This window comes from Bartonella occidentalis, from assembly GCF_037070875.1.
Taxonomy (GTDB): domain Bacteria; phylum Pseudomonadota; class Alphaproteobacteria; order Rhizobiales; family Rhizobiaceae; genus Bartonella.
Window position 1 is genome coordinate 118,235 of record NZ_JAYMZJ010000003.1, and the last position, 26,165, is coordinate 144,399.

Sequence of the window (26,165 nt, forward strand, 5' to 3'; positions counted from 1 at the left end):
GAACTAGGCTTGAAAAGTGTAGAGTAGATTTAAAATAAACGATTTATTTTACTCCTATGACAAGTGAAGATAATGTAGGAATAATGGTTATAAATCTTAGCTTGTTTGTGATCCGCATTTACAGATAGATAATATAAAGGATTAATAGTCGAGTTTGCATAATTATATTTTTATAAGAGCCTTACTCGTTTTGATTTTTTAATTTAAAAGCACGATAATAGCGTTTTATGGATAAGAGATGGTATCTTACAAAAACGGTGATTAAAACAGCTATTTATGAATGTGAAATATAGTACGATAATTTTGAGATACTAAAATTTCTATTCTTATTCTTCAGAATAGTTTAGCAATGGGGATGAGAAAGAAAATGTTAGCACTGATTGTTTTGTTGTGATCGTGCATTGGTCTGAATTCATCGCTTGTTTACAAAACAGTTTATGACCACCTTAAACTGAGATAATAGGCGAGTGATGTGAAATTAATGCTTTGAAAATTTTTTGTGAATCTTAACAATTCAAACTTAGAGTTAATGCCGTTTTGCATAAAAATTTTCAGAGTATTTTGTATAAATAATTTAAAATTTAGATACATTTTAGATTAATCTTTTGTGTTCATTTGAAATTAATGTGTTCAACGGTTTTATTTTTCACAGAAATGCAAGTTATAAAAGGCGCTTGTATTTTTAAATTTTGATAATGATGGATTTTTCGTACAAAATTGTATAAAAATTAAGACGATTGCGAAATGCTTTTAACATAATTTTGCTTCAAATTGGATCATTTATAATGGTTTTATGCCTTAATTTTTCCATTTTTTAAGGAATTTATAATTTTTTTGTATTTTTTATACGAAGGGTAATAAGAATTTCTTGTTGTTTGAAATATTTTATTCCATAGCAGGATTATTGCATCGGCTATTAGTGGATGCGAAAAGACGATCAGGGAACCTCCTCCCCTCCCCCCGCGTGGATCCCTTAGATTGTCTGGCCTGACTGAGGGGAAATCCTCAGCCGGGCCTTTGTCTTTTTCGTGATTTGGTAAGTGTTTTGGGTAGAATAGCTAAAAAGTGAGAGCGAGCGTTTGACGTCTTATGACTATAATTATTGGGAGAGCCACGGGAGTGATTGGGAACAGGGTGTTTTTTCTTTCTAGAAGAGCGGTTCTTTGTTAAGGGTTTTTCGAATCTGGTTTGAGCAAGCTACTTTTGCCTTGCTGCGGTATTTGAGTGAGAGATGATGAGATTTTGTTGGCGCCGTGGTGCTGTGATCTTGTTTGTGTTTTCGTTTTCTGTAGCCGTTTTTTTTATTTTTCGAAGCGGGGGTATTGGTTGGTTTGTTCGTAGCGGAGTGTTGTCTTCTCCTCAAGCCGAAACCTTAAAAGATTTAAAAGATGATGTAACTTCAATAGAGCATTTAATTTTGGAAAGATTAGCGGTGTCTTTTCCAGAATTTCTGAAAAATGCCTCTAAGATGAGTGTTCAGCAAAAGAAGCAACTGATAGAGTTAATTCGTCGAGATGCGATTGCCTCTGCTTTTGCAAATGGTCACAGTGAGGTAGCTGCACGCGAATATGGTGAAGCTGTTGCAATGGCTGTGTCAAAAGCGATTTTTAATTCTTCTATTGGCGACGATTATTTTTAGTCATGATAAGAGAGACGATATTTGCAAGTGAGAGGGGTATTTTGTCGTATTTTTGCACAAAAAAGCACCGCGAAAAGATTTTTATTTTATTTTAATGGACATTTTGAGTGAAGTCCATTATAATGCCGCTCTTTGCTAAAATATATTTGTTTGTTTTTGAATATAAAGTGTATGCGAGCGATGTTCGCAAGGAGTTGTGTAGCTTGCTGTGTGGATTAAAGAGCTTCACAGATTTTTACCAACAGGTATCATGGCTGTTTGTGTTAGTTTTTTATAAAGTTTAAACGATATTTGCCGTTAGCCGATTTTATTATTATGCTGTTTTTTAGAGGGTTATTTTAGTAAAAGGTTGCATAGCATAAATTTTGTGCGGCAGGAGGGGGATTATTTTCTTCAAGATGTTAGTTATAGTCTGCTTCTGCTAAGGATTTTTGGCAGAGAGAGCATTTTTTGCAAGCATTTTAGCTTATATGAGATCTTTTTTGCAATTATTATACCTAACATATATGGGTATTTAATTTATACATGAAAAATGACAAAAACTTTTTAGGAGAATTTTATTTCTGGAAATTTATAGTATAGTTGATGTGTCAGTAAGTGATATAGTGCATTATTTTAATTTTATTATGTTTAGTTTTTTATTATAGTTTCTTTCTTTTTTTATCTTTAATGAGATATAGAAATATACAATGCATAAATTGATTGATTTTCTTTTTATATAAAAAGTTATCTTTAAATAGTCTTAGTATTTTCATTTTAGAAACATTCTTTAGCTTTCTTTCTACGTATAATGCATTCACGATACTGTTTAATTATGATTTGAGAATGCTTTAATTAAAGAGAAAGAAAATGCAATTTTTGAAAATCTTTTTAAATGCTGCTTTTATTGTGTCTTTTGTATTTGACATAAGTTTAGCGCATACAGTGTTAAATGTCGCAAATTCAGATGAACGTTCAGCGATTACTACATCTAAGATGCCTGTTCGTCCTTATGAATCTCTTATTAAACAATTTGCGAATAAATATAATATTCCCGTTAATTTGGTGCATGCTGTTGTACGTATTGAGAGTAATTATAGAGCACATATAAAGGGAGCTGCTGGTGAAATAGGGTTGATGCAAATTAAACCTTCTACTGCTCGAGGCTTGGGCTTTAACGGTTCTGTTCAAGATCTTTATGATCCTGCGACTAATCTTGAGTATGGTATGCGCTACTTGGCGCGAGCATATAAATTAAGTGGTGGCAGTACGTGTGGCACAGTTCTGAAATATAATGCAGGTCATGCTGCAAAAAAAATGAATTCTGTTTCGGCAAAATATTGTTTAAAAGTTAAAACTTATCTTTCTTCATTAAAATGATCATTTACTTAGGTATTTGCAAATTTTCTTTCTGGGATTTGCACAATATTCTGAAGGAGCTATTTTCACTTAATGAAAAATGTTTTATAAGCGATATGTCAGTCGGCTGGGCAGCCGCGCTTGTTCAATGCCTAAAGGCGGCAAGTGAGGAAAGTCCGGGCTCCATGGAAAAACGGTGCCGGGTAACACCCGGCGGGGGCGACCCTAGGGAAAGTGCCACAGAAAGCAAACCGCCTATTTTTATAGGTAAGGGTGAAAGGGTGGAGTAAGAGCCCACCGCGCATTCAGTAATGAGTGTGGCAAGGTAAACCCCACCGGGAGCAAGACCGAATAGAAATGACGTGCAAGGTAGAACTTGCAGCCAGTTTCCAGGTGAGTCATTTGGGTAGGTTGCACGAGGCGGATGGTAACATCCGTCCCAGATGAATGGTTGCCATGTAGAGTGTAAGCTTTACCATACAGAACCCGGCTTACAGGCCGACTGATATTTATAGGTACGATATTGTGTACGTAATCAATTCAACTAGCACAGGTTAGATAAAAGCTTATGTTTGCAACTGCCCACTTAGATGGGGGTATGTTTTTTATCATAACGTTTTTTTAAGTATAATGCGTTAGCATATGTTCGATTAATTTTAATTTCATCTTCCTTTATTGTGATAGATATGGGAATTAAAGTTTTGGTTATTACGATATCAATTGCCTTTAACGGCCATTGGTTTTGGAAAGCATACATCAAGACGGGTTATTTTGATAAAAGACGGTAACAGAGCTGAACGCCATATCCCAGTGTTGCTACAGCCAGTTTTAGCTGGGCTTGCACCATTGGCAGGATCGAAAGTAATTGATGGTACCTTTGGTGCTGGTGGGTATACACGTGCTTTATTAAATGCGGGCGCGGATGTTATTGCTCTTGATCGTGATCCTTATGCTATTTGTGAGGGACAACCGCTTGTTGATGAATTTTTTCCACGACTTCGTTTAGTGCAAATGGAATTTTCACAATTAGATCGTGTAGTTAAAGAAAAGGTGGATGCGGTTATTTTAGATATTGGTGTATCTTCAATGCAGCTTGATGAAGCGGAAAGAGGGTTTTCTTTCCAAAAAGATGGTCCACTGGATATGAGAATGGCTCAAGTTGGTTTTACGGCCAGCGATGTTGTGAATAATTTAAAAGTATATGATTTAGCTCAGATATTTAAGATATTAGGAGAAGAGCGTTATGCAAACCGCATTGCACGAATGATTGCAAAACGTCGCTGTGTTCAACCTTTTTTGCGTACAGTTGATCTCGCCGATGCTATCGAATCTTTAGTTGGTCGTAAACCGGGAGATCGCATTCATCCTGCAACGCGTGTGTTTCAAGCTCTTCGAATATATGTTAATGATGAAATTGGTGAACTTGCGCGCGGCTTATTTGCTGCTGAACGTGTTTTGAAAGCAGGGGGGCGTTTAGGTGTAGTTAGTTTTCATTCTCTTGAAGATCGCATGGTCAAAAGATTTTTTTCTGTTCGTTCAGGAAAGTGTGGAGGATCACGTCATCTTCCTGAAATCAAGCCGTCTCCAACAACATTTTTTCCTATATTTAAAGGTGGGATAACTGCAAATGAAGAGGAGGTACACAAAAATCCTCGTGCACGTTCTGCAAGGTTACGTGTGGGTATACGCACTGAGACAGATAGTCTTCCTACAGATATGGAATTATTTAGCTTAGCAGGAATTGTCAATTTTGAGAGCAGAAAAAAATGACAGTTTTTCGCACATTGGATATGATTTTAGTGATGGTTATGATTTGCATGGCAGGATTCACTTATAAAGTAAAATATGATGTTCAAAAGCGAATTAGTGAAGTTCGTCATCTTGAACATGAAATTTTTGCAGAAAAAAATATGGTTCGCATGTTTCGTGCTGAATGGGCTATCATGATAGAACCATCACGTATGCAAAGACTTGCTAAACGTTATCAAAAAGAACTTGGCTTAGAAACAATTCAGCCTCGTCAAGTTGTTGAGTTTGAAGATATTCCTACGCGTGTACATGATTCAATTGAAGAAGTGATTAAACAAAATACCATTAAGGAGGATAAAGATTTTTTAGCAAAGAATTGTGTTTCATGCATGAATAATTTTATTCAAAAGGGCGCGCAGTGATAAGGCTACCATTTCTATCTTTATGGAAAAAAAAGCATTTAAACAATCAGTTGAGTGTTGATAAATTTCCTATTCATCGCTTGCATTCTAGTCGTCTACGTTTGCTTTTTTCTTTGTTATGTTTTCTCATTTTGTATGGTATTATGGGGGCGTGCCTTATTTCTTATGGGCTTGAAGGTGGTCAGATTGAAGAAGCAAAAGGGCCAGCAGTTTTTCCATTAGCTGTTCGACCCGATATTATTGATCGCAATGGTCGTTTATTAGCAACGGATATTAAGACTTATTCGCTTTTTGCTGAACCACGACGCATTATTGATGTGGATGAAACTATTGAATTACTTTCAACAGTGTTGCCCAATTTAAATTGGCAGGAAACTTATAAGCGTCTAAAAAGAAAGTCTGGTTTTTCTTGGATCCAGCGTGGATTAACACCAATGCAAAGGACAAAAATCATGGCGCTTGGTATCCCAGGTATTGGTTTTCGTACTGAAGTGCGTCGCTTTTATCCGAGTGGATCTGTAACCTCGCATATTCTTGGCATGGTTAATGTTGATAATCAAGGCATAGCTGGCATGGAAAAATATATTGATGATGCTGGCTTAAGTGTTTTGCGTGTTGCTGGTCTGGCAACTGAATCGTCATTAAAGCCAATTCAGCTTTCGCTTGATATTCGTATTCAGACAATCATGCATGATGAGCTGACTAAAGCAATGAAACGTTATAAAGCGATTGCTGCAGGAGCAGTTATTTTAAATATTCACACTGGTGAAGTTTTGGCTATGGCATCTATTCCTGATTTTAACCCTGGAAATCCTGTTGATGCTCTGAAAAGTGATCGTTTAAATCGGATGACAGCTGGAACTTTTGAAATGGGTTCTATTATTAAAAGTTTTACGACCGCGATGGCACTTGATTCAGATATTTTTCATTTAAATAGTCTGATTGATGCTTCACATCCCCTTCAAGCAAGTCAAAATTATTTTATTCATGATTTTCATGGGAAAAATCGTCCTCTAAAATTGTGGGAGGTTTTTATTTATTCTTCTAATATTGGCTCTGCTAAAGAAGCATTAGAGATAGGAGTTGATGGACATCGTGATTTTTTGAAACGGTTGGGTTTACTCGATCGTATGACGACGGAATTGCCTGAAGTTGCTCATCCTATTGCGCCACGTCATTGGCATGATATTCATTCTATGACAATTTCTTTTGGACATGGTATGGCAACAACACCCTTACAAACAGCAGTCGGTGCTGCTGCTTTGATGAATGGTGGTCAGTTAATTGCTCCTACATTTTTAAAACGAACAAGAACTCAAGCTTTGAAATATGCAAAATCAGTTTTGAGTGCTAAAACGAGTCAAGATATGCGGTATCTTTATAAGTTAAATAGCGATATTGGTTCTGGGCGTAACGCAAAAGTAGAAGGTTACCGCGTTGGTGGAAAAACAGGAACAGCTGAAAAAGTTAAAAATGGAAAATATTCTAAAACAAAAAATTTTAATAGTTTTCTTGCTGCTTTTCCGATTGATAATCCTTCCTATGTTGTCTTAACAATTATTGATGAGCCACAACCTGAAGATGGAAAGAAGTCAGCAACGGCAGCAATGAATGCGGGGCCAGTGCTTGCTAATATTATTCGCCGTTCAGCCAGTTTTTTAGGGATTAAACCAGACTTTAAAAAAGAGTACAAGCCAACTTTAAGAACGCATAGTGGTGCGGAGTTATTAAAAAAATGGTGACATTTAATATGAAGATAGGTGTGTGGTCATGTTGCTTGGAGCATTGTTTACGGAATGTATTAAAGAGGATTATTTGGGACTTATTGAAATTACAGGAATAAGTGCAGATTCTCGGCAAGTGTTGCCGGGCTATGTTTTTGTGGCTGTTCCAGGACATAGAGGTGACGGCAGACAATATATAAGCGATGCTATAAAACGTGGTGCACGAGCAATTGTTACAGATGATAATTTCGTTTTTGAGACTTTATCTGTTCCAGTCTTACGCGTTTCTAATGTTCGTCATAGTTTAGCGATAGCAGCAGCACGTTTTTACGGTTCTCAACCTGAAACTGTAGTGGCTGTGACAGGTACAAGTGGTAAAACATCGGTTGTATCTTTTCTTCAGCAAATTTGGAAATTTGTTGGGTTTTGTGCAGCCAGTATAGGAACAGTGGGTCTTATTTCTCCTAAACGGATTGATTATGGGTATCTTACAACACCAGATCCAGTTATTTTACAGCGTTTGTTGTGTGAAATTACTAAAGATGGTGTGACACACGCAGCTCTTGAAGCTTCTTCGCATGGACTTGATCAAAGTCGACTTGATGGGGTTAATTTGGCTGCTGCTGCTTTTACTAATTTAGGCCGTGATCATATGGATTATCATACGTGCGTGGAGGATTATTTGCGTGCTAAAATGAAGCTGTTTGATACGCTTTTGCCCAAAGATTCTCCTGCTTTGATTTTTGCGGATGATGTTTATTCACAAAGAGTTATTGATTATGTCAGACAAACATGTCGCCATGTATTAACAATTGGACGTAAAGGGACATTTATCACAGTTAATCGTGTTGAGCATCACCGCTCGAAACAGCGTGTTGAATGCCGTATGGGAGACAATATTTATATATTTGATTTACCTTTGGCTGGAGATTTTCAAGTAACCAATGCGTTGATGGCTGCAGGGTTAGCAATTGCGACAGGCGTTCCTTCTGATAAAGTGTTTCGCTCTCTTGAAGTTTTGCAGGGAGCCCCTGGTCGGTTAGAACTGATTGGAAAGACAGAAGATAATGCTCCTGTTTATGTAGATTATGCGCATAAGCCAGAAGCTTTAGAACAAGTATTACTTTCTGTTCGTCCTTTTACGCAGGGGCGTTTAATTCTTGTTTTTGGCTGTGGTGGTGATCGTGATCAAGGGAAAAGACCTTTGATGGGAAAAATTGCAGCTAAGAGAGCCGATATCGTTATTGTAACTGATGATAATCCTCGCACTGAAACGCCAAAAAAAATTCGAGAAGATATTTTACAAGCAGTGCCAGAAGCAATAGAAATAGCGGATCGGAGTGAAGCAATTTCTTATGCAGTCGGTCTTCTTAAAGCTGGAGATACATTGATTATAGCCGGAAAAGGTCATGAAGATGGTCAGATTATAGGAGAGAAAATCTATCCTTTTTCAGACCGCCTGCATGCGCTTTCTGCTTTAAAGGAAAGAAGTCAATGACCGCTTTATGGGATAAACAAACACTCTTGAATTCAATGGATGGTTTTGTGATTGGGGATTTGCCAGAAACTTTTTCTGGCATTTCTATTGATAGTCGAACGCTCGTAAAAGGCGATATCTTTTTTTGTATAAAAGGTGATCGTTTTGATGGCCATGATTTTGTTGCGCAAGCTCATTTTCAAGGTGCTGGAGCCATTGTAATTGCGCAAGATCGTTTGTCTGAAATGAAAAAATTAGCGCTCCCATTTATTGTTGTTACTGATGTATTGCAGGCACTACAAAAGCTTGCACAAGCAGCACGTAAGCGTTCAAAGGCAAAAATTATAACCGTAACAGGTTCTGTTGGAAAAACAACAACAAAAGAGATTTTAAGGCAGGTGCTTGAAACTGTTGGAAAAGTTCACGCTAATTTAGCTTCTTTTAATAATCATTGGGGGGTTCCGTTAACTTTAGCTCGAATGCCTGCAGATAGTGATTATGGTATTTTTGAAATTGGTATGAATCATAAAGATGAAATTCGTCCCTTAGTCAAGTTGGTTCGTCCGCATGTGGCTTTAATTACTCGTATTGCTGCTGGGCATATGGGATTTTTTAAAAGTCTTGAGGAAATTGCAGATGCAAAAGCTGAGATTTTTGAGGGGCTGGATGAGGGAGGTATTGCCGTTTTAAATGCAGATGATAATTTTTTTTCTTATTTAGTCGACAAAGCAAAAAAATGTGGTGTGACAAAGATTTTGAGCTTTGGGAAAAATAAGCATGCTAATTATCAGGCAAAAGAACTTCGTTTTTTAACAGATTCTTCTCATATGAAGGCATGTATTGCTGGTTTTGATATGATAGTTAAAATAGGTGCTCCAGGTCAACATATCGCGCAAAATAGTTTAGGAGCTCTTGCTGCTTGTGATGCTATTGGCGCTAATTTAGCGCGGATTGCACCTGCTTTAAGCTGTTTTTCTCTTCCAAAAGGTCGTGGTATGCTCCATCGGTTATCTTTACAAAATGGTGGTGTCTTTCATTTAATTGATGAAAGTTACAATGCTAATCCTGCTTCTATGCAAGCTGCTCTTGATCTTCTTTCTAGGGGGCCAGTGGGAAGAAAGGGGCGGAGAATTGCTGTGTTGGGTGATATGCTCGAGTTAGGAGATTACAGTGAAAAATTCCATCGTGAGTTAATTGAACCAATACGTACTTCTGGTGCTGATCCGGTTTTTTTATTTGGCGAGGCAATGAAGTTTTTAACAGCCGATCTTTCTGCTTACGTTAAGGTTCATTACGCTGATAATATTGAAAAGATTTTGCCGCTTATTTTTTCGGAAATTTCAGATGGAGATCTGATTATGATTAAATCATCCCATAGTGTTTTTTCATCAGATATTGTGATTGCACTTTTGGATCATTATAAAGCTTCTTTATAATTTTGGTAGGTTCCTCTCTTATGATGTTATTTTTTTCTTCGCTAAGTGATTGGCTTCCAGGTGTTAATGTTTTCCGTTACATTACTTTTCGTACTGTGGCAGCAATGCTGACATCGGGGTTAATTGTATTTTTGTTTGGTCCTAGCATTATTGCTGCTCTTAAATTAAGGCAAGGAAAAGGACAGCCCATTCGGGCTGATGGTCCTCAAACACATTTTAAAAAAGCTGGAACACCTACTATGGGTGGACTCATGATTTTGACTGGGATTGTGGTATCAGCGCTTTTATGGTGTAATTTATCGAATATTTATTTTTGGATATCATTATTCGTTATGCTTTCGTTTGGGGCAATTGGCTTTTATGATGATTATCTTAAGGTAACAAAACAAACGGAAAAAGGGTTTTCTGGTAAAGCACGGTTAAGCTTGGAATTTATAATTGCAGCAATCTCTTCTTTTTTTATTTTGCAAGTCGGCTCGCCCGGATTAGCACTTCCTTTTATTAAGGACTTTGTTATCAATTTAAGTTGGTTTTTTCTTCCCTTTTCTGCTGTTGTTATTGTAGCGACTGGTAATGCAGTTAATTTAACTGATGGTCTTGATGGGCTTGCTATTGTTCCTGTTATGGTTGCTGCCCTATCTTTTGCTTTGATTGCTTACCTTTCTGGTAATGTACATTTTGCTGATTATTTACAAATACATTATGTATCTGGGACAGGGGAATTGGCTGTTTTATTAGGAGCTGTTTTTGGTGCTGGTCTTGGTTTTTTATGGTTTAATGCACCTCCAGCAGCTATTTTCATGGGAGATACCGGTTCGTTAGCACTTGGAGGGTTATTGGGTGTTGTTGCTGTAGCAACCAAACATGAAATTGTTTTGATTCTTATTGGTGGGCTTTTTGTTCTAGAAGCGTTCTCGGTTGTTATTCAGGTTGGTTATTTCAAGTTAACAAAAAAGCGTGTGTTCCTTATGGCGCCAATCCACCATCATTTTGAAAAAAAAGGCTGGACTGAAAGCCAAGTCGTGATACGCTTTTGGATTATTTCGATTGTGCTTGCTTTGATTGGTCTTTCAACACTTAAATTGCGGTGAGATTTTGATTTCTGTTGAGTGCTATAAAGGTCAGAAAGTTGCTCTTTTTGGATTAGGGCGGTCAGGATTAGCGGCTGCACAAGCATTGATTAGTGGTGGTGCAGAGGTTGTTGCGTGGGATGATAATCCTGTGGGCTTGGAAGCGGCTTGTAGAGAAGGTATTCCAACAAAAGATCTTCAGTATGAAAATTGGTCAGAGTTTGGTGCATTAATTTTAACACCTGGGGTTCCTTTAACTTACCCGAATCCTCATTGGGTGGTTGATAAAGCACGTCAAGCGGGTGTTGAAATTATTGGTGATATTGAATTATTTGTTCGTGCACGTAACCATTTTCTAAAGACTCATGGTTTTTGTGATCGGGATGTTCCGTTCATTGCTATTACGGGCACGAATGGAAAATCAACAACGACAGCTTTGCTTGCCCATCTGTTGGAACAGATGGGATATAGTGTGCAGATGGGTGGAAATATTGGAACGGCAATATTAACGCTTAAGCCATTTGTTAAAGAGCGTATTTATGTGATTGAATGTTCATCGTTTCAGATTGATCTTACGCCATCTATTCAGCCAACTATTGGTCTTTTATTAAATTTAACGCCTGATCATATTGATCGTCATGGTAGTTTTGCTCATTACGTGCAGGCCAAAAGACGTTTAATTTCTAGAGCTTTGCATGCTTTTATTTCAGTTGATGACGCAGTTTGTCAGGCTTTGTATCAAGAATTGATAAATGAAGGTCACAAAATTGAGGCAATTTCCAAGGAGCGTTTTCTTGAAAATGGCTTTTATGCAAATGAAACTAAGCTTTTTTCTGTTTATCACGGACGGCGACATATGCTTGTAGATCTTGCAAATATGACTGCATTGCGCGGTAGCCATAATGCGCAAAATACTCTTATGGTATTAGCAACATTGCAGGCTTTAAAAATTACTGATTCATACATAGAAAAGTATTTAGCGAGTTATAAGGGGTTGCCTCATCGTATGCAGCAAGTTTGTAAAATTGGATCAGTTTTGTTTATTAATGATAGCAAAGCTACCAATGCAGATGCATCGGCTCCTGCGCTGTCTACGTTTAATGATATTTTTTGGATTGTTGGAGGACAGGCAAAAGAAGGTGGAATTAATGCTCTTAAAAGATTTTTTTATAAAATTCGTAAAGCTTATTTGATTGGAACTTCGGCAGAAGAATTTTCTGGTGTTATTGGATCCTCTTTTCCTTTTTCGATGAGTTTAACTTTGAAAAATGCAGTGCATGAAGCAGCTTCTGATGCAGTTCGTTGTGAGGCAAAAGAGGCGGTGATCCTTTTTTCACCAGCTTGTGCAAGTTATGATCAGTTTAAAAATTATGAAGAACGTGGAGACGCATTTATTTCTTTTGTTTTACAGTGGAAAGAAGCACAAATTGTAAGAAAATGATTTTGTGTTAATATTCCAGAATCTTTTTTCATGTAACTCAGTTATAAGAGTGTCGTCTGCTAAGAATAGGTAGACCATATCACTTTGAGTACAAGTGTGAAAAGGATAAAGTGAATATGATGGTTACTCGTGCTAATCGAGATCCAATTGCCAACTGGTGGTGGACAATTGATCGTTCTATTTTTGCTGCTTGTTTGATGTTGATGGGAATTGGGATCATGTTATCTTTTGCAGCGAGCCCTAACATTGCGAAGAAAATTGGGATTGCCGATCATTTTTATTTTGTTCGTTGGCATATCATTTTTAGCGTTCTTGCATTTTTTATTCTGATTACCATTTCTTTTTTTTCACCTCGTAACATTCGTCGTTTATGTATTATTTTGTTAGCTATGATGCTTATTCTTATGGTTGCAACTTTATTTTGGGGGTCAGAATTAAAGGGAGCTCGGCGGTGGATTCATGTGTTTGGTGTTTCTATACAAGCTTCTGAGTTTATGAAGCCAGCTTTTGTCGTTATATCAGCTTGGTTTTTTTCAGAGCAAATACGGATTAAGCGTATTTTCAATTACATGTTAGCTTTTGTACTTTATGCTTTTTGTTGCGTGCTGCTTGTTTTACAGCCTGATATTGGTCAAACTGTTTTGATTAGTGCAGTATGGGGTGGTTTATTTTTTGTTGCAGGTGTGTCTCTTGTCATTATTTTTTTATTTATCATCGTATTTATGGCTGGTGGTGTCTTAGCCTATATTTTTATTCACCATGTGCGAGAACGTATTGATGGTTTTTTGACGGGAAAAGGTGATACTTTTCAAGTAGATGTGGGGCGTGAAGCTATTTTGAATGGCGGTTGGTTTGGTCAAGGGCCTGGCGAGGGGACAGTGAAGCGTATTATTCCTGACAGCCATACGGATTTTGTATTTTCTGTTGCTGCTGAAGAGTATGGTATAGTTCTCTGCTTATTGATTCTGATGATTTTTGGCTTCATTATTACACGCTCACTTTATATAGCAATGAATACACGTGATGCATTTACCCGTCTTGCTATTACTAGTATAGCGATGGTGATTGGCTTTCAATCAGGAATTAATATGGGTGTTAATCTGCATTTAATGCCTCCCAAAGGTATGACATTGCCATTCATTTCTTATGGTGGCTCATCTATGATGGCGATCGCTGTTTCTATGGGTATTTTGCTCAGTTTGACACGCCGGTGGCCAGAAGCGCGCCTTTCAGCTTTTTCTTCACCTGTTTCTTCGGATGCCGCTTATGACAGATAAAAAAGTTATTGTTTTGGTAGCTGGTGGTACAGGTGGACATCTTTTTCCCGCAGAAGCACTTGCTGTTGAATTAAGGCAGCGTGGATATGATGTTCATTTAGCAACGGATAAAAGAGCTAGGTGTTTTGTTCGTTATTTTGATGAAGAGCATATTCATATTATTTCATCGGCAACTTTCACACGGCGTCATCCCTTTGCACTCATAAAAACATTTTGGTATCTGTTGAAAGGAATGGGACAATCCTGGGTGCTTTTCTACAGATTGCGTCCTGCTCTTGTTGGTGGTTTTGGTGGTTATCCCACTATTCCTCCGCTTTTGATTGCCTCTTTAACGAGGCGCGTAACATTTATTCATGAGCAAAATGCTGTTATGGGTCGTGCCAACCGTGCGTTGGCCTTTATGGTTCATGCGATAGCAGGTGGTTTGTTGCCACCAAAAGATGTTTATGCGTATAAAACGCTTTTGACTGGGAATCCTGTGCGTGAGGCTGTTCTTAAAGCAGCAAAGGTTCCTTATTGTTCTTCTCGTGGTGCACAGCCATTTCATTTTTTGGTTTTTGGTGGTAGTCAAGGTGCTTCTTTTTTTTCACAAATTGTACCTGAAGCAGTCGCTTTGCTGGATAATGAAATACGTAAACGCTTACGGATTACTCAGCAGGTTCGAGGTGGAGCTGAAGAGTTGATCAAAACTTATCGCGATATGGGTGTACAAGCAGAAGTTGCAGCTTTTTTTGATGATATAGCTGAACGTATGGCGTCATCTCATTTTATTTTATCACGCGCTGGTGCATCATCTGTTTGTGAAATAGCTGTGATCGGTCGGCCTGCTTTGCTCGTTCCATATCCTCATGCTTTAGATCACGATCAGGCAGCGAATGCGGCACTTCTTTCTGCAGTGGGAGGTGCTCAAATTATATCAGAAAGGGATTTAAATGAACAAAAACTTGCTTGTCTCTTAACGGAAGTTTGTTGTGCACCACACTTATTGGAAAAACAAGCGCTGTCTGCAAAAAAAGTTGGGCAACCTTATGCAACAAGTCGTCTTGCTCATATGGTTGAAGCGTTGATTGCAAAGCAGCCGCTTTCAGATATTAAAGAGGAGCTTTTTGATGAAAATGCCGCTTGATATCGGTCTTATTTATTTTGTTGGAATTGGTGGAATTGGCATGAGTGGAATTGCTGAGGTTTTTCATAATCTTGGTTATAAAGTTCAAGGGTCTGATCAGGTTGAAAATGCCAATGTTGAACGTTTACGAAGTAAAGGAATTCATGTCCATATTGGTCATCGTGCTGAAAATTTAGGAGATGCAGAAGTTGTTGTTATTTCTACTGCTATTAAAAAAATAAATCCTGAATATATTGCTGCGAAGGAGAGACGTTTACCGATTGTGAAACGTGCAGAAATGCTTGCGGAATTGATGCGTTTTCGGCGGGCAATTGCTGTCGGTGGTACACACGGAAAAACAACGACTACTTCAATTATAGCAGCACTTCTTGATGCTGGTCGTTTTGATCCGATGGTTATTAATGGGGGTATTATTAATGCTTACGGTACCAATGCTCGTATGGGTGATGGCGATTGGATGGTGGTTGAAGCCGATGAAAGTGATGGTACGTTTTTAAAGTTGCCTGCTGATATTGCTGTTGTCACAAATATCAATTCTGAACATTTGGATCATTATGGGAGTTTTGGCGCTGTTCGTGATGCTTTTCGGCAATTTGTAGAGAATGTTCCTTTTTATGGTTTTGCTGTTTTGTGTATTGATCATCCAGAAGTTGAGACATTGGCGAGTCGTATTGATGATCGCTGGGTCATTACTTATGGTGCAAATCCACGAGCTAATGTTCGTTTTTTAAATTTGTTTATGGATGGCCAAAAAACACATTTTGATGTTATTATTCGTTCGCGGAAAACAGGTAAAGAAACTGAATTGAAAAACTTAGTTTTGCCTATGTCTGGGCAGCATAATGTTTCTAATGCTACTGCGGCAATTACTATTGCACATGAGCTTGGTATTTCAAATGAATCTATAAAAAAGGGCTTAGCAGAATTTAGCGGAGTAAAGCGGCGTTTTACATTGACGGGATGTTGGCGTGGTGTTGAAATATTTGACGATTATGGGCATCATCCTGTTGAGATAAAAGCTGTTTTACGTGCAGCTCGTGAAAGTGCGAAAGGGAAAGTTATTGCGGTTGCACAGCCTCATCGTTATTCACGTTTGCGTGATTTATTTGATGATTTTGCTGCTTGCTTTAATGATGCAGATATGGTGATGATTGCGCCGGTTTATGCGGCAGGTGAAGAGCCGATTGCTGGTTTTAATGCTCAAGAATTGGTAGAGCATATTCAAATGGCAGGTCATCGTGATGTGCGTTTGATTAATGATTTAGAGGGTGTTGTTTCGATTATATCTACATTTGCCAAGCCTGATGATTATGTTGTTTTTCTAGGCGCTGGTAATATTACACAGTGGGCTTGTGCATTGCCTAAACAGTTGGCGGCACTTGATAATAATAGATGAGTTTTCAGTTGATTAATGGTGAGGCGCTGTTGGCGCGATTGCAACCAGCGTTGAATGGTATAAAGGGAAAGCTTACACCGAATGTTGAGATGCGGAAGGTGACGTGGTTTCGCACTGGTGGGTTGGCTGAGCTTTTTTATCAGCCTGCTGATGAAGCAGATTTAGCTCTGTTTCTTCAAGCTTTGCCAGAAACTGTTCCTATAACAATTGTGGGGATTGGTTCTAACCTTCTGGTACGCGATGGAGGTATTCCTGGAGTTGTTATTCGTCTTTCAGCAAAGGGTTTTGGACAAGTTCAGCAGGTTTCTTCAACACGCTTTTTGGTTGGTGCTGCCACGGCAGATAAGCATTTAGCAGCCGCTGCTTTGGAGGCTGAGATCGCCGGTTTTCATTTTTATCATGGTATTCCTGGTGGCCTTGGAGGTGCACTCAAAATGAATGCAGGGGCTAATGGTATTGAGACGGCTGCGTGTGTTGTTGAGGTTTATGCACTTGATCGTAAAGGTCAGCGTCATATCTTAAGTTTGGCAGATATGCGTTATTCTTATCGCCATTGTAATATTCCCGAAGATTTCATTTTTATTGCGGCTTTGTTGGAGGGGCAACAAGGAAAGAGAGAGGATATTCGTGCGGCTATGGATGAAGTTGCTCTTCATAGAGAAACAGTGCAGCCTATCCGCGAAAAAACTGGTGGATCAACTTTCCGAAATCCTGAAGGTACCTCAGCATGGCGCGTTATTGATGAAGCGGGATGCCGTGGTTTGCAGATTGGTGGTGCCCAAATGAGTGAAATGCACTGTAATTTTATGATTAATACAGGTCAAGCAACAGGTTATGATCTTGAAGCTTTAGGTGAAACAGTGCGTGCTCGTGTTTTTTCTCATTCAGGTCATCTATTACAGTGGGAAATACAGCGTATAGGACAATTTAAACAAGACCGCATAGTCTCTTTTTTTGATCAGTTTAATTAATTTTTAGCATAAATAAATTACACAAATAAAAAATTGAGTCATTTCAAAGAGATAATAAAAAAATTCATTAAAAATCAATAAATTAACAGAGAAGCTCTTGCGTCATGCGTTTGAGTCTGATTCATTAAAGAAAATGCTAGATTGTTGATTCGCAAAGATAAATCTTGGTCTTTCCTGTATATGGTGTTGGTGATTTCTGTGTGATCTATATATAGTATACGAAGGAGGATAAGTTGTGATGAAGGATGGACATATAGCTGTGCTGATGGGAGGTTTTTCCTCTGAACGGTCTGTAAGTTTGTCTTCAGGTATTGCTTGTGCTGATGTTCTTGAAGCTCATGGGTATCGTGTGAGCCGCGTGGATGTTGATAGTCGTATTGCTTCTGTTCTTGAGAAGCTGCAGCCTGATATCGCTTTTAATGCGTTGCATGGGCCATTTGGTGAGGATGGTCGCATTCAGGGTGTCCTGGAATATTTAAAAATTCCCTATACTCATTCTGGAGTAATGGCATCAGCATTGGCAATGGATAAGGGGCGCGCAAAAATTGTTGTTGCTAGCGTTGGTGTTTCTGTTGCTCAGTCTTGTGTGATGAGCCGCTTTTCTGTGGGGCAGTCGCACCCCATGGATCCTCCTTATGTGATTAAGCCTGTGTGTGAAGGGTCAAGTTTTGGTGTTGTGATTGTGCAAAGGCATGAGCTTTCACCGCCGCGTAATATTGTGGCTGATGAATGGAATTATTCAGATGAGGTCATTGTTGAGAAATATATTCCTGGACGTGAACTTACTTGTGCTGTTTTGGGAAATGAAGTTTTGGATGTTTGTGAAATCCTGCCAGAACAACATTTCCGGTTCTATGATTATGAATCAAAATATAAGTCTGGTGGTTCTGTTCATATTTGTCCTGCTCAACTTTCATCAAATATTTACCAAAAGGTGCAAGAAATGTCTTTGGCGGCACATCAGGCAATAGGTTGTAGAGGTGTTAGCCGCTCTGATTTTCGTTTTGATGAGGAAGCAGAAGAGTTGGTTTGGCTTGAAATTAATACGCAGCCCGGTATGACATCAACTTCTCTTCTTCCTGATATCGCAAAGGCGAGTGGTCGTACTTATAGTGATATCGTTCAGTGGATGGTGGAGGACGCGTCGTGTATGCGTTGAATGTTAATAAAATAAATGTTCAGACGGTGCTGTCAAGATCGGTTTTTCCGCGTCTTTATCGCCGTTTTGTCCGGTTTATGTTTGAATTTGTATTTACTGCTGTTCATGTGCCTCGCTATTTTGGTTCTTGTGCGGTTGTGTTTTTTTTCCTTGTTACGTTGCTTTACGGAATTTCAGTGAATGGTCATATGGAAATGGTTGTGAAAGCTACCCTATCAGATATTGGTTTTGTAATCACCAATGTTGATGTGAATGGTAATAAGCGCGTAGCAAAACAAGAAATTTTAAGGCTTCTGGGGCTTGATGTTTCACCATCAATATTTATTTTTGATGTTGATAGAGCGCGTTCTATTTTAGAGCAACAAACTTGGATTAAATCGGCTCATGTTCAGAAAATTTATCCCAATCGAGTGCGTGTTTCCGTTGTGGAGCGTGAACCATATGCAGTTTGGCAGCATGATGGTATGGTAGATATTATTGATAACGTAGGATGTGTAATTGTACCCTTTACAAAAGAGTTAGTTCAGGGGTTACCGCTTGTGGTTGGTCAAGGAGCACAAAATGCTGCAAGAACATTTATTCAAGCGCTTTCTGCGTATCCACAATTATATGATCGTGTTCACGCTTATGTACGTGTGGGGGATCGGCGTTGGGATCTCGTTTTGAATAATGGTGTGCGCGTTATGCTGCCTGAAAGCGGTGCACTTAAAAGGATTGCTTCTCTGATTAAGACTGGTGCTGTACAAGATCTTTTTTCCCGCGATATCTTGAGTGTTGATTTACGTCTTTTTGATCGAATTACAGTTTCTTTGTCAGATGAAGCGTTGGAACGTCGGAGCGCTGCTGTGGCAGAAGAAGAACGTCTTTTAAAGATGCAAAAGGCAGGAGGCATATAATGCTGTTGGGATCACATCATGTAGGGGGGCGCAAAACGCGTTTTCTGACGATTCTTGATGTGGGGTCAAGTAAGATCGTTTGTCTCATTGCTTGTTTGCGTCCTTTGAAGAGTACGCAGCATTTGCATGGTCGTACGCATTCTATGGAAATCTTAGGTTTTGGGGTGCAACGCTCGCGCGGTATAAAATCTGGTGTTGTAATGGATATGTTTGCGGCAGAGCAATCAATACGATTGGCTGTTGATGCGGCAGAAAAAATGGCAGGTTTGGTGGTAGATTCAGTGATTGTGAGTTTTTCTGCAGGCCGCTTACAAAGTGCTCTTGTTAATGGTATGGTGCGTTTAAATGGTCGTGAAGTAACCATGCGTGATACGCGCATGGCATTAGCAGATGTTTCGCGCAAATCTTTTGATGCTGAGCGTCGTGTTGTGCATTCAGTTCCAATATCTTATGTACTGGATGGAGATAAAGGGATTTCTGACCCCATTGGAATGATGGGAGAATTATTTAGTGTGGATGTCCATGTTATAACAGCAGAAACAGCGTCTTTGCGTAACTTAGAGGCTTGTATTAATCGTGCACATTTAAGTGTTGAAGCAATGGTTGCAACTCCCTTAGCAAGTGGTCTTGCTGTTTTGATTAATGATGAGGCGCGTTTAGGAGCAGCATGTATTGATTTTGGTGGTGGAACAACGACATTTTCAGTGTTTTCTGAGGGAAAATTTGTTCATGCTGGTTCACTTGCTATTGGTGGGCATCATGTAACTCTTGATGTTGCACGTGGCTTCTCTACCTCTATTGAGGAGGCAGAGCGTTTAAAAGTTGTATACGGTTCAGCGCTTTTGGCGAGTGTTGATGATCGGTATATGATTAATGTGGCGGAGATTGGGAGCGAACAGCGTGAAACGCAATATCCGCGTGCTGTTCTTGGTCGCATTATTCGTGCACGTGTTGAAGAAATATTGGAGATGGTGCGTGATTGTATAAACCGTTCTGGTTTTGGTCACATTATTGGGAAGCGTGTTATTCTAACAGGGGGAGCAAGCCAGTTAATAGGGTTGCCAGAAGTAGCGCGTACTATATTGGGGAGAAATGTTCGTATAGGGCGGCCTTTAGGTATTTCTAGGCTTCCTTCTCTTGCAAAAGGGGCGGCATTTTCATCTGCTGTTGGGCTGTTAATTTATCCGCAATTAGTGGGTTTTGAAGAAAAAACAGTGCGAGCTGCAGTAAATCATTTATCGATGGGCACGCGCGGGTGTTTTCAGCGTGTTGGTCAGTGGTTGCGTGAGAGTTTTTAAGTAAAAGTTTATTTGGGTAAAATTAATTTCATCGCTTTGGCTTGCGATGTCTTATGAAAAGGAAAAGAAAATGACGATTAATCTGCATCGGCCAGATATCGCGGAATTGAAGCCACGCATTACCGTTTTTGGTGTTGGAGGTGGTGGCGGGAATGCCGTGAATAATATGATTAATGCTGGTCTTCAGGGAGTTGATTTTGTTGTTGCTAATACGGATGCACAGGCTCTGGCAATGTCAAAAGCTGAACGTGTAATCCAGCTTGGTGCAGCAGTTACGGAAGGTTTAGGTGCAGGAGCTTTACCAGAAGTTGGACAAGCTGCTGCAGACGAATGTATTGATGAAATTATTGACCATCTTGCAGATTCTCATATGGTTTTTATTACGGCAGGTATGGGAGGAGGAACCGGAACAGGGGCAGCACCTGTTGTTGCTCGCGCAGCACGTGAAAAGGGTATTTTAACTGTTGGTGTTGTGACAAAACCGTTTCAGTTTGAAGGTGCTCGTCGTATGAAAACGGCAGAGATTGGTATTGAAGAATTACAAAAGTCCGTCGATACATTAATTGTTATTCCTAATCAAAATCTTTTTCGTATTGCTGATGAAAAAACAACGTTTGCTGATGCTTTTGCTATGGCTGATCAGGTGCTTTATTCTGGTGTTGCCTCTATTACGGATTTGATGATTAAAGAGGGGCTAATTAACCTTGATTTTGCTGATGTTCGTTCTGTTATGCACGAAATGGGACGTGCGATGATGGGAACTGGTGAAGCGTCTGGTGAAGGGCGTGCTTTAGCTGCTGCTGAAGCTGCTATTGCCAATCCATTGTTGGATGATACTTCTATGCGTGGTGCTCGCGGTCTTTTGATTTCCATTACTGGTGGTCGTGATATGACGTTATTTGAAGTAGATGAAGCTGCTAATCGTATTCGTGAAGAAGTAGATGCTGATGCGAACGTTATTTTTGGTGCCATTGATGATGAATCATTAGAGGGCGTTATTCGTGTATCAGTCGTTGCAACGGGTATAGATCGTGAGGTGAATGATGTGGTTCAGCCTCCTCATCCTAAACTACAAAAATCTGCAGCTTCAATTCGTAAGACTGATCCTAATATGCCACAAAGTTCTTTTCACCCTCAACCACAGCCACCGCGTTCTGAATCAATGGTAGGGGTGATGGAAGCGCTTGAAGTTGAGGTTGGTAAGCCTGCAGAAGAAAAATTTCATCCAAAAAGTCAGATTTTTGCTCAGCCTGCAGAAGCAATTTCTGCACGAAATGCAAATGCTTCTTCTTATGGAGTAGGTGCTGCTCATGGGCAGGTGTTAAATACACCGCGTCCGCAGGTTAATCGCGCTTCTCCGCAACCTATGCCTGCAGCAGTGGGTATGGGGGGAACGGCACATGCTCTTGATGAAATGAGAGGGGGTATGAAGCAGGGTGAAAAGCAACAAGTGCAACAGGTGCAACCTCGTTCAATACCAGTGCGTATGCCTCAGTTACAGGACTTTCCTCCTGTTGCCCATGGTCACAATGATAAGTCCTTTTCTGATGATCAAGGCCCTCGTAATCTTTGGCAGCGTTTAAAACAAAGTTTAACATCTCGTGAAGAAGCTGAACCAGAAGCTCGGTTGGAACCTGCTGTGAGATCTTCTCAACAGCAAGCAGCCCATATTTATAATAAAAATGCTCAGGATTCTTCTGGTTATGTTCCACGTCGTTCTGGCGAGTTGCATCCGCATGTACCGCAAGATCAGCGTACAATAAACGAAGAAGATCAATTAGAAATACCAGCTTTTTTACGGCGCCAAGTACAGTAATTGGAAATTTGATAAAAATTAGGAAGAAGGAACATTCTGTCCTTCTTTCGTGGTTCGGTAAAAGCACTATCTAAAGGAATGTATTGTACTTTTGTAAAAAAAAACTTCTATGCTTTTTATAAAACCCGCTTATTATAGGTATAGGCGGGTTTCTTATTGATTGTGACGATAAATATTTTCAGTATACTAAAGTATAACAAAATCAATGAAGTGAGATTATGAAGTTAATGAAAAAATATCAATCCACTCTTAAAAAGGCAATAACATTTAGGGGTTATGGTATTCATAGTGGGTGTTTGTCTGTCGTAAAAATTTGTCCGGCAGACGTTGGGTGTGGTATCATTTTTAAGCGCCGTGGAATGGATGGAGCAGAACAAATATTTCCAGCACATGCATCACAGGTAGGAGCAACTGAATTATCAACGGCGCTTGGATATGGAGATGCTAGAATTGAAACAATTGAGCATTTGATGGCTGCGATCGCGGCCTATGATTTAGATAATCTTGTTATTGAAGTGTCGAGTAATGAGATCCCTATTTTGGATGGTTCTTCATGGCAGTATTGCCAAGGTTTTGAAGAAGTTGGTATTGTACAGCAAGATGCGTTGCGCTTTTATTTTGTTATAAAAAAACCGTTGCGAATTGAAGTTGGAAATAGCATTGCGGAGTTTTTGCCATTTAATGGGCGTCATTTTGATGTAACAATTTCTTTTCCTTCTTCTGCTATCGGTAAACAGCAATTAGGTTTTAACCTTACTGCACAGGGATTTAGAGATGATTTGTCACGCGCACGTACTTTTGGTTTTATCAAAGATGTTGAAAAATTAAGAGCTTCTGGAAAAGGGTTAGGCGCTTCTTTAGACAATGCTCTCATTATCGGTCTTAATGATGAAGTTATTAATCCAGATGGTTCCTATTGGGATAATGAATATGTTAGGCATAAAATGCTTGATGCAATTGGTGATACCGCTTTGCTTGGAGCTCCTTTTATTGGATTATTTCGTTCATATTGTAGTGGGCATAAGGTTAATTTGCAATTGGTTAAAGATTTTTTGGCAGATAAATCATGTTATGAAAAGAGTCATTTATAGAGATAGTGGAAAAATTAAGAAGATTTTACAGTAATCCGTTTGATTTTTAAGGGGATGATTGACCTAACCCTATAAATTGGTTAGTGGGTTAAAGAGCGATGTGGTATAAGGTTTTTTTTTACAAGTAATTCTTGCTAGAAGGTGATATTTTCTGGAGGCCAAAAAAATTATGACAAAATCTCACATACCTATTGACAATATGGCATATGGGAAATTTAATTTTGATATTGTACGCAAAGTGTTGCATGGGGTTCTTTTGGGGAGCACCTTTTTGTTAGCAGGTTGTTTATTCAAAGATAAAAATACCCTTCCTTCATCTGCTTATGTTTTGACAATTGATCCACCAGATACTTTGTATAATCAGGCACTTGCTAATCTTAATAGCGGGCGACTTGAGGAGGCAGCGAAAAAGTTTCTTGCGGTTGAGACACAGTACGCTTACACTAAATGGGGTCGTAAATCTCTGGTAATGGGAGCTTTTACAAATTATCGACTTGCCAAGTATGATGATGCAATTAGTATGGCTCAACGTTATATTACTCTTTATCCTGGATCAGACGATTTAGCTTACGCTTATTACATTATTGGTCTTTCTTCTTTCAATCAAATCCTTGATGTTACACGTGATCAACGAGAAACTAAGCGCGCTATTGCTGCTATGCAGCTTCTTGTGGAGCGCTACCCGAACTCTAAGTACGTCGAGGATGCTAAAGCCAAAATACGTTTTGGTCGTGAGCAGTTAGCTGGTCAGGAAATGCAGATTGGTCGTTACTATGAAGAAGGTCGGCGCTATCTGGCTGCAAGTAAAAGGTTCCGTAAAGTTGTTGAAGAATATTCAGATACAAACCAAATTGCAGAAGCACTCTTCCGTTTAACGGAGGTTAACCTTGCTCTTGGCTTAGTTACTGAGGCTCAGACGGCAGCTGCTATTTTAGGGCGTAATTATCCCAAAAGCGAATGGTATAAATTTTCTTATACTTTACTGCGGAAGAAGAGTGTATTGCCACAGGAGCATAAATCTTCTTGGATTTCACAGGCTTTGAGTGGTGATAAAAATAGGGCACGTTGATTCTATATGCTGGTACAGCTTTCGATTCATAATATTGTTTTGATCGAAACGCTCGATATTCATTTTACGGCGGGTTTATCGGTTTTAACTGGAGAAACTGGCGCGGGAAAATCTATTTTACTTGATGCTTTGTCTCTTGCTCTTGGTGGACGTGGGGATGCTTCACTTGTACGTCATGGCACGACCCAAGGGCAGGTGACAGCTGTTTTTGATGTGCCTGTTTCACATCCTGCACGTCAAGTTATCTGTGAAAATGGTCTTGATGATGAAGGCGATATTATTTTACGGCGTGTACAATCAAGCGATGGTCGCAGTCGTGTCTTTATTAATGATCAGGTGGCTAGTGTTGCATTGATGCGGAGTGTTGGTCGTCTGCTGGTTGAAATTCATGGGCAGCATGATGATCGTGCGCTTGTGGATGTTGCTGTGCATCGTCAGTTATTAGATGCTTTTGGTGGGCTTGAAGGTGAAACAGAAAATTTGCGTCAATCTTATTTGAGGTGGCGTGAATTTGAAGATCGTTTGCAGAAACAGCGTATCAAAGTTGCAGATGCTGTGCGTGAGGTTGATTATTTACGTGCGTGTGTGGAGGAGCTTGATAAGCTTAATTTTCAAATTGGTGAAGAAGAGGCTTTGTCTCTTCGTCGTGCAGATATGCTTAAATTAGAAAAAATAGCAACGGATATTAAAGAGGCCGATGATCTTTTAGGTGGTTCGAAATCACCGATCCCTGTTCTTTCCAATTTGGTGAGACGTTTAGAACGCAAAATCTCTGAGGCGCAAGAACTTATTGCACCTGTGGTGAAATCTATTGATGATGCATTGCATGCGCTTGCAACAGCACAAGAAGGTATTGAAGCTGCTATGCAAGCATTGGATTTTGATACTGATGAATTGGAGCAAATAGAAGAGCGTCTTTTTGCTCTTCGGGGAATTGCTCGTAAATACCATGTTTCTGCAGATGAATTAACCAAGTTGCGTGACAAAATGGATGCTGAACTTGCTGATTTTGAAGAGGCTCAGATCACATTAACGCGCTTTGAGGATGAGGCAAGAGAAGCACAAAAAAACTATGATACATTGGCACAAGCGTTGTCAATAAAACGTCGAGAAGCAGCAAATCGCTTATCTAAAAGTGTTATGGTTGAGTTACCTGCATTGAAATTAGAAAAAGCAGAATTTATCGTAGAAATGCAAAGTGATGCTGAGAGACGTAGTGCAGAGGGTATAGATCGTGTTGAATATTGGGTTCGGACAAATCCTGGAACACGAGCTGGATCAATGCTCAGTGTCGCTTCTGGTGGTGAGCTCTCTCGTTTTTTATTGGCATTAAAAGTTGTCTTATCTGATCGTGGCTCAGCTCCCACGCTAATTTTTGATGAAATTGATACGGGAGTTGGTGGAGCTGTTGCAGCTGCTATTGGACAACGGTTGCAGCGTTTATCAAAAACTGTTCAAGTTTTTGCTATTACGCATGCGCCGCAGGTTGCATCCAAGGCGCATAGTCATTTTCTTATTTCAAAGGCTGCGTGTGGTGATGAAGGACGTTTTCTTACGGCTATCCATAAAATGGAAGAGCATGAGCGTGCAGAAGAAATTGCACGTATGTTGGCTGGGGAACGGATCACTGAAGAAGCGCGTGCGGCTGCTCAAAAGCTTCTCGCACAGACATAATAAGCGATAATAACACAGGTAAGCACGCGTTTATTTGGATTCTATTCACAATAAAGAGTTAGGAATTCTTATGGATATAACCTATGATGTGGAATA

At 39.4% G+C, this 26,165-nt stretch carries 20 protein-coding genes and 1 other RNA gene; all 21 read left to right on the forward strand.

Annotated elements, in window-relative coordinates; genetic code table 11:
* The first annotated feature begins 1,231 nt into the window (after nt 1–1,231).
* The 21 genes from WCP78_RS05500 to recN all read left to right on the forward strand — a co-directional run bounded on the left by WCP78_RS05500 (nt 1,232) and on the right by recN (nt 26,069).
* On the forward strand, nt 1,232–1,639 hold the full coding sequence (locus WCP78_RS05500) for a hypothetical protein (RefSeq protein WP_336279508.1): 408 nt from the start codon (nt 1,232–1,234) through the stop codon (nt 1,637–1,639).
* A gap of 849 nt (nt 1,640–2,488) precedes the next feature.
* Nucleotides 2,489–2,998: a lytic transglycosylase domain-containing protein gene (locus WCP78_RS05505; RefSeq protein WP_336279509.1), complete on the forward strand. Its 510-nt coding sequence runs from the start codon at nt 2,489–2,491 to the stop codon at nt 2,996–2,998.
* Between the two features lie 98 nt (nt 2,999–3,096).
* An RNA gene (rnpB, locus tag WCP78_RS05510) (RNase P RNA component class A) lies at nt 3,097–3,487 on the forward strand.
* A gap of 261 nt (nt 3,488–3,748) precedes the next feature.
* Nucleotides 3,749–4,747 carry a 16S rRNA (cytosine(1402)-N(4))-methyltransferase RsmH gene (rsmH, locus tag WCP78_RS05515; RefSeq protein WP_336279571.1) on the forward strand — a complete coding sequence of 333 codons (999 nt, stop codon included), beginning with the start codon at nt 3,749–3,751 and terminating at the stop codon, nt 4,745–4,747.
* Nucleotides 4,744–5,148 (forward strand): cell division protein FtsL, encoded by a 405-nt coding sequence (gene ftsL / locus WCP78_RS05520; protein ID WP_336279510.1) that lies wholly within the window; start codon nt 4,744–4,746, stop codon nt 5,146–5,148. Before rsmH ends, ftsL begins: the two co-directional genes overlap by 4 nt.
* Nucleotides 5,148–6,890, forward strand: coding sequence for a peptidoglycan D,D-transpeptidase FtsI family protein (locus tag WCP78_RS05525; protein WP_442895302.1), 1,743 nt, complete (start codon nt 5,148–5,150; stop codon nt 6,888–6,890). Before ftsL ends, WCP78_RS05525 begins: the two co-directional genes overlap by 1 nt.
* Nucleotides 6,891–6,918: 28 nt before the next feature.
* Nucleotides 6,919–8,370: a UDP-N-acetylmuramoyl-L-alanyl-D-glutamate--2,6-diaminopimelate ligase gene (locus WCP78_RS05530; protein WP_336279512.1), complete on the forward strand. Its 1,452-nt coding sequence runs from the start codon at nt 6,919–6,921 to the stop codon at nt 8,368–8,370.
* Nucleotides 8,367–9,785 (forward strand): UDP-N-acetylmuramoylalanyl-D-glutamyl-2,6-diaminopimelate--D-alanyl-D-alanine ligase, encoded by a 1,419-nt coding sequence (locus WCP78_RS05535; RefSeq protein ID WP_336279513.1) that lies wholly within the window; start codon nt 8,367–8,369, stop codon nt 9,783–9,785. The genes WCP78_RS05530 and WCP78_RS05535 overlap by 4 nt, the downstream gene beginning before the upstream one ends.
* A 20-nt stretch (nt 9,786–9,805) precedes the next feature.
* Complete coding sequence (gene mraY / locus WCP78_RS05540; RefSeq protein ID WP_336279514.1) at nt 9,806–10,876, forward strand: phospho-N-acetylmuramoyl-pentapeptide-transferase; 1,071 nt, start codon at nt 9,806–9,808, stop codon at nt 10,874–10,876.
* Nucleotides 10,877–10,880: 4 nt separating this feature from the next.
* Entirely contained in the window at nt 10,881–12,296 is a 1,416-nt protein-coding gene (murD, locus tag WCP78_RS05545) for a UDP-N-acetylmuramoyl-L-alanine--D-glutamate ligase (protein ID WP_336279515.1), read from the forward strand.
* Between the two features lie 119 nt (nt 12,297–12,415).
* Nucleotides 12,416–13,573, forward strand: coding sequence for an FtsW/RodA/SpoVE family cell cycle protein (locus WCP78_RS05550; protein ID WP_336279572.1), 1,158 nt, complete (start codon nt 12,416–12,418; stop codon nt 13,571–13,573).
* Complete coding sequence (locus WCP78_RS05555; RefSeq protein WP_336279516.1) at nt 13,563–14,699, forward strand: UDP-N-acetylglucosamine--N-acetylmuramyl-(pentapeptide) pyrophosphoryl-undecaprenol N-acetylglucosamine transferase; 1,137 nt, start codon at nt 13,563–13,565, stop codon at nt 14,697–14,699. Before WCP78_RS05550 ends, WCP78_RS05555 begins: the two co-directional genes overlap by 11 nt.
* On the forward strand, nt 14,683–16,095 hold the full coding sequence (murC, locus tag WCP78_RS05560; protein ID WP_336279517.1) for a UDP-N-acetylmuramate--L-alanine ligase: 1,413 nt from the start codon (nt 14,683–14,685) through the stop codon (nt 16,093–16,095). The genes WCP78_RS05555 and murC overlap by 17 nt, the downstream gene beginning before the upstream one ends.
* A complete protein-coding gene (gene murB, locus WCP78_RS05565) occupies nt 16,092–17,066 on the forward strand; it encodes a UDP-N-acetylmuramate dehydrogenase (protein ID WP_336279518.1) in 975 nt (324 codons plus the stop codon). Before murC ends, murB begins: the two co-directional genes overlap by 4 nt.
* Nucleotides 17,067–17,304: 238 nt before the next feature.
* Nucleotides 17,305–18,225 carry a D-alanine--D-alanine ligase gene (locus WCP78_RS05570; RefSeq protein ID WP_336279519.1) on the forward strand — a complete coding sequence of 307 codons (921 nt, stop codon included), beginning with the start codon at nt 17,305–17,307 and terminating at the stop codon, nt 18,223–18,225.
* A complete protein-coding gene (locus WCP78_RS05575; RefSeq protein WP_336279573.1) occupies nt 18,213–19,121 on the forward strand; it encodes a cell division protein FtsQ/DivIB in 909 nt (302 codons plus the stop codon). Before WCP78_RS05570 ends, WCP78_RS05575 begins: the two co-directional genes overlap by 13 nt.
* Nucleotides 19,121–20,419, forward strand: a complete 1,299-nt coding sequence (gene ftsA / locus WCP78_RS05580) for a cell division protein FtsA (protein ID WP_336279520.1) — start codon at nt 19,121–19,123, stop codon at nt 20,417–20,419. The genes WCP78_RS05575 and ftsA overlap by 1 nt, the downstream gene beginning before the upstream one ends.
* Before the next feature lie 70 nt (nt 20,420–20,489).
* Nucleotides 20,490–22,235 (forward strand): cell division protein FtsZ, encoded by a 1,746-nt coding sequence (gene ftsZ, locus WCP78_RS05585; protein WP_336279521.1) that lies wholly within the window; start codon nt 20,490–20,492, stop codon nt 22,233–22,235.
* A 218-nt stretch (nt 22,236–22,453) separates the two neighbouring features.
* The gene (gene lpxC, locus WCP78_RS05590) at nt 22,454–23,326 is read left to right on the forward strand and encodes a UDP-3-O-acyl-N-acetylglucosamine deacetylase (protein ID WP_336279522.1); all 873 of its coding nucleotides are present in this window, start codon (nt 22,454–22,456) and stop codon (nt 23,324–23,326) included.
* Between the two features lie 169 nt (nt 23,327–23,495).
* Complete coding sequence (locus WCP78_RS05595) at nt 23,496–24,395, forward strand: outer membrane protein assembly factor BamD (protein WP_336279523.1); 900 nt, start codon at nt 23,496–23,498, stop codon at nt 24,393–24,395.
* Between the two features lie 6 nt (nt 24,396–24,401).
* Nucleotides 24,402–26,069, forward strand: a complete 1,668-nt coding sequence (recN, locus tag WCP78_RS05600; protein WP_336279524.1) for a DNA repair protein RecN — start codon at nt 24,402–24,404, stop codon at nt 26,067–26,069.
* Nucleotides 26,070–26,165 lie beyond the last annotated feature (96 nt).